The organism is Frankia sp. CcWB3 (genome assembly GCF_977927595.1).
Window position 1 is genome coordinate 1,810 of sequence record NZ_CDWRCK010000091.1, and the last position, 13,066, is coordinate 14,875.

The 13,066-nt window shown below is 69.9% G+C and carries 11 protein-coding genes; 3 read left to right on the forward strand and 8 right to left on the reverse strand.

Features of this window, described 5'->3' with window-relative positions; translation table 11 throughout:
- Positions 1–681: toll/interleukin-1 receptor domain-containing protein (locus ACY5KJ_RS09335; RefSeq protein WP_462203192.1), on the reverse strand; the 681-nt coding region annotated here is incomplete at its 3' end.
- 140 nt (positions 682–821) lie between these two features.
- On the opposite strand from ACY5KJ_RS09335, the gene ACY5KJ_RS09340 reads away from it, so the two are divergent.
- A complete protein-coding gene (locus ACY5KJ_RS09340) occupies positions 822–2,609 on the forward strand; it encodes a serine/threonine-protein kinase (RefSeq protein ID WP_462203193.1) in 1,788 nt (595 codons plus the stop codon).
- Positions 2,610–2,769: 160 nt separating this feature from the next.
- On the opposite strand, the gene ACY5KJ_RS09345 is transcribed toward ACY5KJ_RS09340, so the two are convergent.
- Positions 2,770–3,579, reverse strand: a complete 810-nt coding sequence (locus ACY5KJ_RS09345) for an anti-sigma factor RsbA family regulatory protein (protein WP_462187840.1) — start codon at positions 3,577–3,579, stop codon at positions 2,770–2,772.
- A 707-nt stretch (positions 3,580–4,286) separates the two neighbouring features.
- On the opposite strand from ACY5KJ_RS09345, the gene ACY5KJ_RS09350 reads away from it, so the two are divergent.
- The gene (locus ACY5KJ_RS09350; protein ID WP_462187835.1) at positions 4,287–6,869 is read left to right on the forward strand and encodes a Tex family protein; all 2,583 of its coding nucleotides are present in this window, start codon (positions 4,287–4,289) and stop codon (positions 6,867–6,869) included.
- A gap of 241 nt (positions 6,870–7,110) precedes the next feature.
- On the opposite strand, the gene ACY5KJ_RS09355 is transcribed toward ACY5KJ_RS09350, so the two are convergent.
- The 6 genes from ACY5KJ_RS09355 to ACY5KJ_RS09380 all read right to left on the reverse strand — a co-directional run bounded on the left by ACY5KJ_RS09355 (position 7,111) and on the right by ACY5KJ_RS09380 (position 11,256).
- Positions 7,111–7,599, reverse strand: a complete 489-nt coding sequence (locus ACY5KJ_RS09355) for a beta-class carbonic anhydrase (RefSeq protein WP_462187834.1) — start codon at positions 7,597–7,599, stop codon at positions 7,111–7,113.
- Positions 7,600–7,659: 60 nt separating this feature from the next.
- Positions 7,660–8,685 carry an aromatic/alkene monooxygenase hydroxylase subunit beta gene (locus ACY5KJ_RS09360; protein WP_462187832.1) on the reverse strand — a complete coding sequence of 342 codons (1,026 nt, stop codon included), beginning with the start codon at positions 8,683–8,685 and terminating at the stop codon, positions 7,660–7,662.
- Positions 8,686–8,687: 2 nt separating this feature from the next.
- Positions 8,688–8,993 (reverse strand): MmoB/DmpM family protein, encoded by a 306-nt coding sequence (locus ACY5KJ_RS09365; protein WP_462187831.1) that lies wholly within the window; start codon positions 8,991–8,993, stop codon positions 8,688–8,690.
- The gene (locus tag ACY5KJ_RS09370; RefSeq protein WP_462203194.1) at positions 8,990–9,415 is read right to left on the reverse strand and encodes a Rieske 2Fe-2S domain-containing protein; all 426 of its coding nucleotides are present in this window, start codon (positions 9,413–9,415) and stop codon (positions 8,990–8,992) included. The genes ACY5KJ_RS09365 and ACY5KJ_RS09370 overlap by 4 nt, the downstream gene beginning before the upstream one ends.
- Positions 9,408–9,656 (reverse strand): toluene-4-monooxygenase system B family protein, encoded by a 249-nt coding sequence (locus ACY5KJ_RS09375; protein ID WP_462187827.1) that lies wholly within the window; start codon positions 9,654–9,656, stop codon positions 9,408–9,410. The genes ACY5KJ_RS09370 and ACY5KJ_RS09375 overlap by 8 nt, the downstream gene beginning before the upstream one ends.
- Before the next feature lie 76 nt (positions 9,657–9,732).
- Complete coding sequence (locus tag ACY5KJ_RS09380) at positions 9,733–11,256, reverse strand: aromatic/alkene/methane monooxygenase hydroxylase/oxygenase subunit alpha (protein ID WP_462187825.1); 1,524 nt, start codon at positions 11,254–11,256, stop codon at positions 9,733–9,735.
- Positions 11,257–11,576: 320 nt separating this feature from the next.
- On the opposite strand from ACY5KJ_RS09380, the gene ACY5KJ_RS09385 reads away from it, so the two are divergent.
- Entirely contained in the window at positions 11,577–12,245 is a 669-nt protein-coding gene (locus tag ACY5KJ_RS09385) for a MarR family winged helix-turn-helix transcriptional regulator (RefSeq protein ID WP_462187823.1), read from the forward strand.
- Positions 12,246–13,066: the final 821 nt, after the last annotated feature.

A 13,066-nucleotide genomic window follows, 5' to 3' on the forward strand; every position in this document is an offset into this window, starting at 1 on the left:
CTCGATGGCAAGCTGGGATTTTCCCACCCCGCCCAGGCCGTGCAGCGCCTGGATCATCGCCGTGCCGCCCGAGAGCAACCGCTCACGCAGTTCGACGAGCACGTGGTCCCGGCCGATGAAGTCCGGGTTCGCCGGTGGGATGTTCCAGATCGGCGGCAACGCGCCGGGCAGGCGCGGTCCGGTGGAGACATCCTCGGCCTCGGCACCCCCCGGCGGGGCGATCGGACCAGGAAAATCGGGCGCCGCCGTGGGGCGCTGCGGACCGCGCACGGCCTCGAACAGCCGTTGCCGGGCCGTGGCCTCGTCGACGCCCGACAGATCGGCCTGGATTCTGGCCCGCAGCAGGGGTGGGGAACACATCGGCTCGATACGCACCGGAATCAGCCGGTCGCGTTTCCCGTCGTCTTGGACGAGCGCGTCGGCCCACTGTTCGATGGCGTAATCCCCGGATTCGAGATAAGCCTGGGACAGGACCGCGACGACATGATCGGCCTGGCCGAGCGCACTGCTCATCGCCGCGACGAAGTTGCGCCCCGCGGCCCAGTCCCACACGTCGAGTTCGACGGCGAACGGATTCGTCTCGATGTGTTCGAGCTGCCAGGCAATCCATTCCGCCCAGGCTCGATCGCGCCGAGCGTAACTAATGAAGATTTTGGCGCGCCGACCAGGTCCCTCGCGCATCCGTCCGCTCTCCCCCTGCCCGAACAGCCGCAACGACCACAGTGGTTGATCGAGGTCCGATTAGAATAATCGATGCCAGGGGGAAGCGGAGCACGACTGGGGTTAGATTGATCTTCATCGGGGACTGGCTGGGCACGGCTTTGCCAGCTTATGAGATCGGTACGGTCCTCGGCCAAGGCGGTTCCGGCCTGGTCATCGCGGCTCGGCATCGGCGACTTGACCGGGAGGTGGCAATCAAGGTCATCCAAGGTGACCGATCCAGCACTGAAAGTTTCGACAGCGAGGCGCGCATGCTCGCCGCCCTCGACCACCCGCACGTCGTGCAGGTCTACGACTACGTCGAGGCCGACAACGGCGTGGCCATCGTCATGGAGCTGCTCGCGGGCGGCACACTGGGCCAGATCCTCCGGCACAGGATGCTGCGGATCGAGACGGCATGTGCCCTGGGCCTGGCGCTCGCCGGCGCACTCGATGCCGCGCACAGCGCGGGAATCCTGCATCGGGACGTCAAGCCGGAGAATGTGCTGTTCGCCGAGAGCGGGATGCCGAAGATGACGGACTTCGGCATCGCCAGGATGACCGAGGACGGCACCGCCAGGACCGACAACTTCGCTGGCACGCCGCGTTACATGGCCCCGGAGCAATGGCTGGGAAAGCCACTCGGCCCGACCATGGACCTGTACTCGCTCGGACTGGTCATGTTCGAGCTCCTGGCCGGTCGCCCGGCCTTCGACACACGCGGAATCGGAGTCGCGGAACTGGGCCGCCTGCACCTCGAAGCCACACCGGCCCTGCCGTATAGTGTGCCACCGCATAGTGTGCCACCGCGGATCCGCGAGGCGGTCGCGCGCACCCTCGCGAAGGATCCGTCCGAACGGCCGCGGTCCGCCGAGATCTTCGCGGTGGAACTCGCCCGGGCAGCGGCGGCGGAACTGACCCGGAACTGGTTGACCCTGGCCGCGATCCCGATCTTCCTCAGTGACCACATCAGGGAGTCGGCCGCGCCAGCGCCAGGTTCCCAGGCGTCCCCGTCGGCCCCGCGAAATCCGCTGTCCGCGATCCTGCGCCGGGGGAACAAAGCGAGCCCTCGGCTAGCGGATGATCTGGCGCCGACCATCCCCGCGTTCACCAGGTCCGCCTTCGCGGCCGCGGGAACGGACGCCGCCGCGGGAACAGACACCCTCGGGCCGGACGCGGTCACCGTGCGAGGAGACGCGGACAGCGTGGTCACGGAACCACCTCCGCTACCGCCGGGGCGGGTGCCTGGCCTCGAGGCCAGGCCGGCCGGGTCGCCCAGGCTACCCGCGTGGGACTCGGTCGCCGTCAGGATCGCTGCTGCCGAGCTCGATGACCTGTTCCTCGACGATCTCTCCACCATGCTTCCCGCGTCGGCCCCGCCGCCACCGAACCTGCCCGGCCCGCCAAGCCTGCCCGCCGGCCCACCGAGCCTGCCCGGCCCACCGGACACGGCCGGCGAGCCGGACCCGATCGGGTCGGCCGGGTCGGCGGACCGCTCCGCCCCGGTCCCGCGCCCGCCCGCCGGTGAGCCGGCCGATCCGGCGGTCGAGATCGATCCGAACGGCGCCGCTCGCCGCGACCCCGCGATTGATGAGGAACCCGTGGTCGCGCCCGTCGAGGCGGGGCGGATGATCGACGGTCGTGACGATAAGGCCGCCCATGGCGCCTCGGGCTCGGTCGAGACCGAGACCGGCAAGGCAGGGGCGCATTCCCCCTCCGTCGCCACCAAGATCCTGGCGCGGCCGGGCCTGCTTCCCGTTCCGGTAAACGTGGGGCCGCCGGACGAACTGTCCGCGGACGAGTCCGTCGCGCAGCGGACCCGTCTCGCGTCCATGGGGGCGCTCAACGTGCCCGTGGCCAAGCCCACTGCCGGCTCGAAATGGGACAACAACTTTTCTGGCAGGCCCTGACCTTTCCGGCAAGTTTTGACCTTTCCGAAAATCCTTGGCCGGGCTGGGGCGAAGCCTGTTAGGGGACGTAATGAAGTAACAAATACGTGATCGAGAGCATCATCGCAGGTCACAGGCCTGTGGAGGGTTCGAAACGCGCAAGTTATTTCATTTCGACTCCTTAGACGTACATATACATCCGCACGGTCGTGCCAACCCAGGTCGACCGGAGCTGGACGAGATCGCACAACTGGTTGACGAGCCACAGCCCGCGGCCGCCGCCCAGGGACAGGTCCGGGCGGCGGCGTCCGGCCAACCGGTCGTACAGCCGGCCGCCGTCGCGGACCTCGCAGATCAGGCAGGCGTCGTCCGTCCAGATGCGGACCACTCCATGGCCCCCGCCGTGGTGCACGCTGTTCGTGGCGACCTCGTGCACGGCCAGCTCGAACTCGCCGGTCCGCTCGGCGCCCAGGCCCCGGGCCAAGGCGACCCGGGTCATCTCGGCGCGGACATGCCCCAGGTCGTGCGGGCCGAAGGCAAACTTGATGCGGGGAACGCCGAGGTCCGGCAGGGCCTCGGCCAGTGGGTCGGGGCCCGGACCCCCGACGACGGACCCGGGCGATCGATACCGGGAACTGACCCGGCCCAGCCCGCCCTCCACCACCACGGGATGGGTGCGCCAGATCTCGTCGACGAGCGGCGAGTCGATCCGGCCCACAGCATAGAGGCACCGCAGCCGCCACGCCGGCGGCGCGGCGAACGCCTCGTTGAGCAACGCCTCGTGCAGCATGCATGCTCGCCGCTCCGGGCCGGACCGGTCCAGCCATATCGGCTCGCCGATCCCCCGTACCAGCCGACCGCGTTCGACACCGAGGTCCAGAAAATCCTGCCAGGCCGAAATAATCCGGGCCGGATTACGACCGAGCTCGGCCATGTCGAGAAAAGAGACGCGCTGCGCGGCCCGACCGAGGGCGGCGCGTAACTGGCGTATCCGCCTGTGTCACGGCGACCAGGACGGCCTCGTCGGCCGCGAGCCCGGCGAGCACGAAATCGTGCGTTGCGCTGAGGAAACCGGCGTCGCCCTGATACAGGAAAGCCTCGTGGCGAATCCCGTCGAGCCCACTTCCACCGGCGATCGGGCCACAGATGGAGCCCAGGGTACTCCCGCGGCTCACCTCGCGGCCCGACGCGGCAAAGCGCGGGTCGCCCCCACGGGAGCCCGTCCGGCCACTCACCGCGACCTCGGCGGCGGAATGCCGAGAATACACGCGGCCCGCGCCGGCAGCCCCGTCCCCAGTGTGCACGGGCACATCGTAGGTCATGCCGAACCAATGGGATATACACCGCAACACAATCAGACCGCCCAGCTCATCAGAGCTGGTAGCAGAAACGACCCGGCCACCCCGGAACCGGTTCTCCGGCCAGGCGGGCCACGCCGGGCCGGGCCGGTCGCCGCCGTAACCGCGCCACGCGGGGACGATGCCCGAGACCAGGAGGCCTGCGCTCGAAACCAGGAGGCTGCGGGAACGCGGGAACCCGCGCCGGGACCGCCGCCCGCGGGCGGAAAACCGCGTGATCACCCGTAGTCTCGCAGTCAGAGCGTCGGCGCGGGTCTCACCGCACGGCGCCCGAGCGACGACGACGCGGCCGGCCCCCGGCCCGGCGACCGAAGATCGACGAGAAGGCGGATCAGGGATTGTGACGACGACATCTGTCCCGCAGCAGTCCATCCATCAGCGGATCGCCGAGGAGCTCGGCGTGCGCCAGGGGCAGGTGACGGCGGCGGTCGACCTGCTCGACGGTGGTGCCACCGTGCCCTTCATCGCCCGCTACCGCAAGGAGGCGACCGGCACCCTCGACGACACGCAGCTGCGCACGCTGGAGGAACGGCTGCGTTACCTGCGGGAGCTAGAGGATCGGCGCGGCGCGATCCTCGAGTCGATCCGGTCGCAGGGCAAGCTGGACGACGCCCTGGAGGCGCAGATCCTCGCCGCCGACTCCAAGGCCCGGTTGGAGGACATCTACCTGCCCTTCAAGCCGAAGCGGCGGACCAGGGCGCAGATCGCCCGGGAGGCCGGCCTCGAACCGCTGGCGGAGAGCCTGCTGGGCGACCCCTCGCTCGACCCGTACGCCACAGCGACGGCCTACGTCGATCCGGAGAAGGGCGTGGCCGACGCGGGTGCCGCGCTGGAGGGGGCGCGGGCGATCCTCGTCGAACGGTTCGCCGAGGACGCTGACCTGATCGGCACGCTGCGCGAGCGAATGTGGTCGCGTGGTGTCCTGGTCTCCCGGGTCCGGGAGGGTAAGGAGGAGGCGGGGGCGAAGTTCTCGGACTACTTCGACTTCTCCGAGCCGTTCACCTCGTTGCCGTCGCACCGCATCCTCGCGGCGTTCCGGGGGGAGAAGGAGGAGATTCTCGACCTGGCCCTCGAACCGGGCGTGCCGGCGGAGCCGGACGCCGCCCCGCCGCCCGGGCCGACCGACTACGAGACGCGGATCGCCGAGACGTTCGGGATCTCCGACGCGGGCCGGCCGGCGGACCGGTGGCTCCTCGACACGGTCCGCTGGGCCTGGCGCACCCGCATCCTTGTGCACCTCGGCGTCGATCTGCGGATGCGGCTGTGGACGGCCGCCGAGGACACCGCCGTGCGGGTGTTCGCGGCGAACCTGCGTGACCTGCTGCTCGCGGCGCCGGCCGGGACCCGGGCGACCATGGGTCTCGACCCGGGGTACCGCACCGGAGTGAAGGTCGCCGTGGTCGACCCGACCGGCAAGGTGGTCGCCACCGACACCATTCATCCGCACGTCCCGGCACGGCGGTGGGACGAGTCGATCACCACCCTGGCCCGGCTCGCCCGGGAGCACCGCGTCGACCTGATCTCGATCGGGAACGGGACGGCCTCCCGGGAGACCGACAAGCTCGCCGAGGACCTCATCCGCCGGCACCCGGAGCTGTCGCTGACGAAGGTGACAGTGTCGGAGGCGGGGGCGTCGGTGTATTCGGCGTCCGCTTATGCCGCGGCGGAGCTCCCCGGGCTCGACGTCTCGCTGCGCGGGGCCGTGTCGATCGCCCGGCGGCTGCAGGACCCGCTCGCGGAGCTGGTGAAGATCGACCCGAAGTCGATCGGGGTTGGGCAGTACCAGCACGACCTGTCCGAGTCCCGGCTGTCGTCATCCCTGGACGCGGTGGTCGAGGACTGCGTGAACGCGGTGGGGGTGGACGTCAACACCGCGTCTGCCCCGCTGCTGACCCGGGTGTCCGGAATCGGGGCAAGCCTCGCGGAGAGCGTGGTGCGCCACCGCGACACGCACGGGCCGTTCCAGACCAGGGCCGCACTGAAGGACGTCCCCCGCCTCGGGCCGAAGGCGTTCGAGCAGTGCGCCGGCTTCCTGCGCATCCCCGGCGGGGACGATCCGCTGGACGCCTCCAGCGTGCACCCCGAGTCCTACCCGGTGGTGCGGCGCATCCTCGCGGCGACCGGCGGCGACCTCGGCTCCCTTATCGGCAACGGCGCGGTCCTGCGAGCCCTGAAGCCGAGCGAGTTCGTCGACGACACCTTCGGCCTGCCGACCGTCACCGACATCCTCGCCGAGCTGGAGAAGCCCGGCCGTGACCCGCGGCCGGCCTTCAGGACGGCGGCATTCACCGAGGGGATCGAGACGCTCGCGGACCTGGTCCCCGGCATGACCCTGGAGGGAACCGTCACGAACGTCGCCGCGTTCGGGGCCTTCGTCGACATCGGCGTTCACCAGGACGGCCTGGTGCACGTGTCGGCGATGTCGAAGAACTTCGTCAGCGATCCGCGCGAGGTCGTCAAGCCCGGCGACATCGTGACGGTGAAGATTCTCGACGTCGACATCCCACGCAAGCGGATCTCGCTGACGCTGCGGCTGGACGACGAGGCCGGTGCCGGGGGTCCGGGTCGCCGGGACGGCGAGGGTGACCGGCGGGGAGCCGCGGGTGCGGGCGCCGGACGCGGCGGGAGCCGTGATCGTGGTGATCAGCGGGATGGCGGCCGGGGCACCGCGAGTGGCGAACGTGGTGGTGCCGGCGGTCGCGGTGCCGGTGGTGCCGGTGGCGCTGGCGGTTCCGGCGGACGCGGTGGCATGGGCGGTCGTGGCGGTTCCGGTGGCAGGAACGGTTCCGGTGGCCGCGGGGGTTCCGGTGGCCGCAGCGGATCCAGTGTGCCGGACGGCGCGATCGCCGAGGCGCTGCGCCGGGCCGGCATCGTCAACGGCGACCAGATCACTCTCGGCGAGTCCGGCCGCAAGCGCGGCTGACCCACTGACCAGGTGACGGGTGGGGCCGGCGGGTCGGGCCGGGAATTATCGGCTCCGGCGCCTCCCGCCGGCCCCACTCACCTGGCTCCCCCCGGAGGTGCTTCGCGGATCGACGGTACTGATCCCCGAAGCACCCCGACGGCGGACGAAGTCCGGTGTCGTCAGAAAGAACCGACGGTGATACCGATAATGGTGAGTCGATACTCGAAGGCGCTGAACAGCAGGGTGCGGCAGGCGGATATCACGCGACTTCGGCGAGCAGTCCGGTGGCAACATCGAAGATGAAGCCACGGATGGCGCCGGTATGCGGGATGAACGGACTCGCCTTGATCCGCGCGATCGACTGGCGTACGTCTTCGGTCAGGTCGGTGAACGACTCCGCGGCCCATTCCGGTTTAATCCCGGTCTCGTCCTGGATCGAGCGTTTGAAATCGTCGTCGGTGAAGGTCAGCATGCCGCAGTCGGTGTGGTGGATCAGGATGATCTCGCGGGTGCCGAGCAGGCGCTGGCTGATCGCGAGGGAACGGATCTCGTCGTCGGTGACGACGCCGCCGGCGTTGCGGATGACGTGAGCCTCGCCGTCGCCCAGGCCGAGGATCGCGTAGACGTTGAGCCGTGCGTCCATGCAGGCGACGGCGGCGATGTGCTTGGACGGCGGCAGCGGAAGCGGCCCGGCGAAGGTCTTCGCGTAGGCGGCGTTGTTGGTCAGGTAGTCGTCGGTGACGGACATGGGTCCTTCCGGGGGGCGGATCGGTGGTGGAGGCCGGAGGTTCAGGCGGGATCCGCAGGTTCAGGCGGGGTCCGCCGTGCCGGTCCAGGAGGCACGGAACGCCGCGGTGGTCGCGGCGACGGTGGCGGTGACCTCGGCCGGGCTGGCCGGGTTCGGGGCATCGCCGAACCCGGCCGCCAGGCCCGCGACGCCCGTCTCCGCGCGGGGGCGCCAGCTTTCTTCCCAGACGGCGAGAACCGCGGCGTTGTCGGGCCGTTCGGCGATGGCGTGGCGGGCCAGGGCCGCGCTCCACGCCCGGCTGCGGGCGCCGTCGACGCCGGACTCGCGCAGCAGTTGGGCGGTGAGGCCGTCGCCGTTGGCGTCCGCGAGGTCGGGGAGGGCGGTCTTGAGCAGGGTGTCGAGCGCCGGCTTGACGACGAGGTTCAGCGCCGTGAAGGCCTCCGCCCAGTCGTAGGCGACCAGCAACCGCTCCAGCGCCTCCCGGGCGGGTTGCCAGGCCGGGTCTTCTTCCCAGAACCGTCGGGTGGCCCGGCTGTCGGCGAGGTCGGCGCCATGGACCAACGACAGAGCCTTGGCCCGGTAGGCGATCCACTGCAGGGCGCGCAGTTCGTCGGCGGCCTGGAAGAACGCGGCGTTGCTGACGTAGGCGCTGGGTCCGAGCTGGCCGACGTACAGGCTGGTGATCTGCAACACGTGGAACAGGTAGCGGGCGGGCAGGTAAAGCCGCGCGAGGACACCCACCCAGGCCGGGTTCAGGCCGGCATCCGCATCGAGGGCCTCGAAGTGGTCGACGACGCCTTCGGCGTAGATCTCCCGGTCGTGCTGCAGAGCGATGTAGCGGCGGTAGTTGAGCTGGGCGGGGTCGCGGAACGCCTCCCAGTCCACGCCCCGCAGCGGCGAGCCCTCGCGGTAGCGTAGGTACCACCGGTTGATCGGACTGTCAGGATCAAGGTCGAACGGGGCCGGCTGCCGCCCGAAGTGGTAGTGAAAGTGGCCGGTGACGGTCTCGTACTCGTTCGGCTTGCGGCGGGCCCCGTCGAACACACTCCAAGTGCGCAGGGGCCTCGCCGTGGGGGCGGTAGTCATCCTCAGTCCTTCCGGTCCAGGTACCAGACGAGTTCGTCGTCGCTCACGTACCGCATCCGCCCGGCAAAGCCGGCGAGGGCGGGTTCGAGGGTGGCGAGCGGGACGGACCGGCCGGCGGCCTCCTCCAGGCTGGCGCGGGTGACCCGCAGGAAGCGGGGCGCGTTGATGCGCACGTAGCCGTTGCGGTCCTCCACGACCAGCATCTGGTCGGGGTTGTCCTTCTCGATTGCGGCGTGCAGTGCCTCGACGACGTCCGGGTCGAATCCGCGGACGATGGGGCCTACCAGGCGGCTGGAGTCGGCGGTCATGAAAATCGTCTCCCCGTCGGTGCCGCGGTCGCAGCGCCACGGCACCGGTTGTAGTGACGTCGGCCGTCGGGTGGGATCCCGACAATGATCCGCTCGCCGTCGGCGCGCACCGGGAAGCTGTACAGCCGGCAGTCGCTCGGGTTGAGGCTCTCGCCGGTCGCCAGGTCGAACTCCCAGTGGTGCGCGGCGCAGGTGAGCACCCCGTCCTTGACGGCGCCGTTGACCAGCGGGAATCGCGAGTGCGGACACACCGCCTGGTACGCCCGTAGCGCCCCGCCGGGCAGGTGCGCCAGCAGCACCTGCTCGGCGCCCGCGGTCACCTCGAGCACGTCGCCTTCCCACACCTCGTCCAGCGAGGCGACGTCGGTCCACGCCACTGCGGTGCCACCCGCCGACGCGCCACCCGCCGACGCGCTACTCATCGAAGAAGGCTTCGACATGGTCGAGCGGGCCGACGCCGGCCTCGCCGATGCGCGCCTCGCGGGCGAGCACCCGACCGTTGTGGCGGACCCCCACCGGCGCGTCGCTGGCCGGCAGACGCCGGCCCACGACGTGGTGAGCGATCTTTTGGCCGACGGCCTCGACGGTGTCGGCGTCGTCCACCGCCACCAGCAGCGACACGAAGTCGTGCTCGAAAACCGCGCTCAGCGGCAGCAGAGCCATCGGGCCCCCTCGGAGTGCTCGTGGACGTGGACGTGGACGTAGACGTGCTCGTGGGAGTGCTCCTGCGCCCCGGGGGTCATCGCCGTGCCGCCCTGGCGCCGGTTGCGCCCGCCGCCGCGGCCTGTGCCCAGGCGTAGCCGGTGGCGTCCTGTCCCTGCTCGGACGGCGACAGCCCCATGTAGGCGAGCACGCCGCCGAGGTCGGGCGGGCTGATCTCGCCGGCGAGGAACCGGTCCACCAGCGACCGGTGCCCGGCGAACCGCTCCGGACGCTGCGTGAAGATCCACTTGCAGGGTTCCGAGCAGAACAGGTAGTCACGGCCCCCGTGGGTGTGGCGCAGCGGAGCGGCCGAGGCCAGCGCGCCGGCCTCCACGCCGGCGGCCCGCACGATCGGCAGTTGGCACAGGTTGCACACCAACGGCAGCGTCTCCGGGAAGGTGGCCTCGCCCTTCCCCGCGCGGATGTTGTCGCCGATGACGTCCCAGTACTTGCCGAACGTACGGTTCCAGCCCGGGTACTTCTCCTCCAGCCACACCCGCTCGTCCGCCGAGACGCCGGCGTCCGGGTTCCACCAGACCGTCGGCCGCCAGTTCCACACCCCGAGGTGGATCGCGTGGTGGTACCAGGTGAGTTCGTTGACGAACTCCTCCCAGTACCACGGATACTCCAGACCGAAGTCCCGGAACTGGTCGGAGAACTGCTTGATCACCCACTCCTCGATGAATTCCTTGAACGACATCGTCCGATGCTCGAGCGGGGTGTAGTAGTCCATCGACAGGCCGGTCAGCAGCGCGAACACCCGCCATGACCGCCAGAACATGTGATCGATGAGGAACTGGCCCCAGTCCTTGTGGCCGCCCTCGGCAAGGATCTTGATGGTCGGCTCGCCCTGCTGGGCATGGCGGGCCTCGTCCGTCTGGATACTGGAGATCAGCGAGCCGAACTCCAGGTCACCCACCTTGATCGCGTCGGCTGCCATGCCGAGGAACTGCAGGTTCGTGAAACCGGTTTCAAGGGTGAAGGTGAGCTGCAGCGCGATCGACAGCGCGTCGTTGGCGACGAACATGTCGTCGAACAGCTGCCGGACCGCGAGCACGATCCACTCGTTCGTGTGGAACGCCTTGAGCGCCCAGTCGGCCCGCGGCTCCTTCCCGATCAACCCATAGGGGAAGAACGCCTGGATCTGGCCGTGCCGGACCTCATCGAGCGTGCCGAACGTCGCCGTATTGCGCCACGCCGCCGCCCGCCCGAACCGGCCCATCCGCGCCTCACCGATGGAGGCGAGGTACTCCGGCATCGTGATCGCGCCATAGTGCGCCAGGATCACCGACTTCCATCCCGGGTCGAGCTTCTCGAACAGCTCCGAGCGGGCGATCGCGTTCTTGACCGAGTACGTCGTGGTGTCCTTCGTCACCTGGTTGTGCACGTACTCCCGATAAGTGATCTTGTATGGCTCGTCCCAGGCCAGCCACTCCTCGGATGAGACCCGGCCCGTCCCCGACAGCTCCTCTGGGAAGACGTCCTGCTCGGACACGTAACCAAACGACCAGTTGGTGTCGCGGGCCAGGTCGTACCAGTCACTGCGGGCAAGCTTCGGCATGCTCGCCTCCTTGGTGTTCCCCCACGGACGCGGACCGGACCCGCCCGGTCCGGCAACGCTCACGCGCCGCACGGCCCAACCCGGCACCGGCCGCCATCTCGACAATTTCAGTCGACAAGGAGAACTATGTGCGGGACGACCCTTGATGTCAAGGACTCCTAACGATCCGGTCCGGGCGGATCGGATTGCTAAGGTCCACTCGCGGGTTCCGACGTTCCCCGTCACGACCCTCGCGGCGGGTCGGCCGTCGCGAACCCGGGAAAGTCCCAACGGCAGGAGGCAGCGGTGCTGGCGATACACGCGGCGTTCGGACCGCGCGCGTGAGGCCGCCCGGCACCCCCGAGGAACGCCACCCCGGGCTCGACGCGAAGATCGTGGCCGCCCTCGACCGGATCGGCGAGGCCCTGCAGGTGCTCGCCCGCCGCTCGGCCGAGGCACACGACCTGTCCCCCACCCAGCTTCGGGTCCTCGCCCGCCTCTACGCGGGACCACCCCCGGCGGCCCGAACCAGCGCACTGGCACGTGAACTCGACGTGGCCGACCCCACCGTCAGCGACGCCGTGGCGGCCCTGCGCCGCAAAGGGCTCGTTGGCCGCCAGCAGGACCCCGCCGACCGGCGTCACTACCGGCTCCACCTCACCGCCGACGGCCAGCAGACCGCGCACGCGGTCTCCCGGTGGACCGCCCCGGTCGAGGTGGCGACCGCCAGGATCCCCCGCCCGGACGGCGAGCAGCTGCTCGCAACCCTCCTGGACCTGCTGGAACGCCTGCACGCCGAACACCTGATCAGCGTGACGCGCACGTGTACCACCTGCCGGCGCTTCGAACCCGCGCCTTGCCACGCCCGGCCCACCCGCCGCACCCAACCCACCGTTCACCGCTGCGCGTTCTTCGACTACCGCCTCGGGCCGTCCGACATCCGGGTCGACTGCCCGGAACACCTCACCCAGGAGGAGTTCGCCCGCCGCGGCGCCGCGGGCGGCCGGTGACACCGAACGGGGCCAACCGGGTCATGCACGTCGACGTCCACAGCGCCGCGGTCGGCCTGCCCGACGGCACGCCCGCGGGGTCCGTTGTCGACAGCTCACCGATCAGCTGCGCGAGGAGGGGGCCGGCGGGCCCATCGGTCGATGGATGCAAGCGGGCGCGGCGGGTCCGCAGGAAGTCGCTCAGGCTACTCGCTGGGCTCATGCCGCGATTGTGGCTGGCTGAGGGGCGTGCTGCCTGGCCATGCCGGTACCAGGCAGCACGCACGCCGCCCGGTTCGGCGGGAGTGGTTCAGGAAGCCGGGATGGCGGTCACCAGGCCGCCGTCAACGGCGGTGGCCGCCGTGTCAGTGGTGTCGGTCATGGCGCCAGCCTCACTACCCAGTATCAGGGCAGCCAGGCCCGGACCAACCCAGGCGCCCCAGGGCCACCCCGGCTTCTCCCGTCGGTGGGGGTGTCCGCGACGGCGGCCCGGCCGGTCTCGATCGCCTCGTCGGAGTCGGCTGGGGCGCCGGTCCGTTCGAACAGGGTCCGCAGGGTGGAGCCAAGGTTAGACAGCCGTCCGGCGCAGTTGTGGTGATCGGGAAAAGCGAGCTCGACGGGCGTGTTAGATGGCGGATTACCGGTGTTCTACGTGTAATTACCATGGTCAAGAATGGGTTATTTTCATGATCGGATGCTGGTGCGCGCCCACGTTCCTCTCCGCCCGGTACGGGGCGGGAGTGTGCTTTAGCGTGGTTCTTGCCGTTCTCGGCCTTTGGACCTACATCATGACAAAAATATAACGATTGATGTAGCTGTTCACCTGGGGTCACCAGGAGTGT